General features: G+C 53.3%; 1 protein-coding gene. It reads left to right on the forward strand.

Going from position 1 to position 2,364, the window contains the following annotated elements:
- Nucleotides 1-319 precede the first annotated feature (319 nt).
- On the forward strand, nt 320-1,978 hold the full coding sequence (locus QZ305_RS11590) for a diphosphate--fructose-6-phosphate 1-phosphotransferase (RefSeq protein ID WP_294732147.1): 1,659 nt from the start codon (nt 320-322) through the stop codon (nt 1,976-1,978).
- Nucleotides 1,979-2,364: the final 386 nt, after the last annotated feature.

A 2,364-nucleotide genomic window follows, 5' to 3' on the forward strand; every position in this document is an offset into this window, starting at 1 on the left:
CGACCCTAAGGTCGCGTTATTGTAGGGGGTGGACCCTGTCCAATTTTGCGTATTCGGAAAAACCGGGTTTGTGAACCGGATCCTGTCTCAGGCCAGGACCGCTGTCAGAAACGGAAGAACGTAAGAGGTGCGGCTGATCGCCGCCTCTTTTTTTTGGCTGTCCGGGGGAGGCAGTCTGCACGGACTGACGCATTTCTCTCTCCGGCTGCTTCAGCCGGGATACAGCCGTCCGTCAGGTTTCACAGAGAACCCGGTCGTCATTTACAGACGCCCCAGTCTGTTTTATGATTTAAGCGTTGAAAAGGAGTTTAATGCGTAAATGACTATTTCACCGTTACAGAAAGCTCGTTACGAGTACGAACCCAAACTGCCCGGCATGCTGCGCAAGGGCGTTGCGAACATTGCTGTCAAGGAAGGCGAACCCACACAGAGTGTGGCAGACCAGGAAGCCATCAAGGCCCTGTTCCCCAACACCTACGGCAAGAATGAAATCACCTTCGTGGAAGGCGAAAGCACTGCAAAACCCGAAAAGCAGGTTGTTGGCGTGATCCTCTCCGGCGGCCAGGCCCCCGGCGGACACAACGTCATCAGCGGACTGTATGATGCCCTGAAGGCAGCCAACCCCGAGAATGTTCTGCTTGGCTTCAAAGGCGGACCCAGCGGTCTGATTGAAGATGATTTCGTTGAATTTGATGATGCCTTCATCAACGAATACCGCAACACCGGCGGTTTTGACATCATCGGTTCCGGCCGCACGAAGCTGGAAACCGAAGAGCAGTTCAACATTGTGGCGGACGTTGCCAAAAAGCATGGCATGAACGCCATCGTGATCATTGGCGGTGACGACTCCAACACCAATGCCGCTGTTCTGGCTGAATACATGGCAGCCCACAACACCGGCGTCCAGGTCATCGGTGCACCCAAGACCATTGACGGTGACCTGAAAAACGACGACATCGAAGCTTCCTTCGGTTTCGACACAGCCACCAAGACATATGCGGAACTCATTGGCAACATCGAACGTGATGCCAACTCCGCCAAGAAGTACTGGCACTTCATCAAAGTCATGGGCCGTTCCGCTTCCCACGTGGCACTGGAAGCTGCCCTGCAGACACAGCCCAACATCTGCCTGATTTCCGAGGAAGTTGCGGCAAAGAAAATGTCTCTGTCCGAAATCGCCGACTACATTGCGGATTCCGTGGAAAAGCGGGCTGCCAACGGCGACAACTTCGGTGTGGCCATCATTCCGGAAGGTGTTGTGGAATTCGTGCCTGAATTCTCCGCACTGATTGCCGAAATCAACGAACTGCTGGCCGGTTCCAAGGCAGATGACTTCAACGCACTTCCCACCTGGAAGGACAAATACGAATTCATCAAGAACGGTCTGACAAAGGAATCCTTTGAAGTGTTCGACATTCTGCCGGAAAACATCCAGCAGCAGCTGTTCCTGGAGCGTGACCCCCACGGCAACGTGCAGGTTTCTCTGATTGAATCCGAAAAACTGTTCTCTGCTCTGGTGGCCAACAAGCTGAAAGAGCGGAAGGAAAAAGGCACCTACACCGGCAAGTTCAACCCGCTGCACCACTTCTTCGGCTACGAAGGACGCTGTGCATTCCCCTCGAACTTTGATGCGGACTACTGCTATTCCCTGGGCTACAACGCAGCGCTGCTGATCCAGAACGGCTTCACCGGCTATCTGTCCAAGATTGCCAACCTGTCCAAACCCGCTGCCGAGTGGGTTGCAGGGGGTATGCCCATCACCAAGATGATGAACATCGAGCGCCGTCACGGCGAAGACAAGCCTGTCATCAAGAAGGCTCTGGTGGAACTGGAAGGCGCACCCTTCAAGTTCTTCGAAGCCAACCGTGACAAGTGGGCGGAAGAGACATGCTTCCTGTATCCCGGTGCCATCCAGTACTACGGACCGGAAGAAGTCTGCGATCTGACCACCAGAACCCTGGCTCTGGAACAGGAATAACAGAACTTTTCTGAATCCTTTCGGAAGATTCATTACAGTACAAAAGCCGGCATTGGCGCCTTACTGCGCTGATGCCGGCTTTCTGCGGCGTGTCCGATACTTCTCAGCCCGGCCCTGTGTCCCGTGAGGCATGCCATTGGCAGGAGGAGAGAAGGAATCTCAGCCTGCTGAAAACTGTTTCAGGACCTGCAGAAAAATTTCTGAAAATCTTCTGCTTTTCTCTTGCATTCTCTTTCAAAGAGGACTATAGTTAGACCATCCAAAGAGAAACGAAGCAAAGGCGCTTCAGATATTCCGGTGACCGGATATTTGAGGCGCCTTTTCCTTTTTTCGGCGCTCTAAACTTTGGTGAGGTTCCGACTCTCACATCCTGTACACTTGGATGA

The organism is uncultured Faecalibaculum sp. (assembly GCF_910588395.1).
Lineage (GTDB): Bacteria > Bacillota_I > Bacilli_A > Erysipelotrichales > Erysipelotrichaceae > Faecalibaculum.

Excerpts from the sequence above, each read along its gene's own strand:
- QZ305_RS11590 (WP_294732147.1), top strand. The coding sequence starts at position 320 with ATGACTATTTCACCGTTACAGAAAGCTCGTTACGAGTACGAACCCAAA.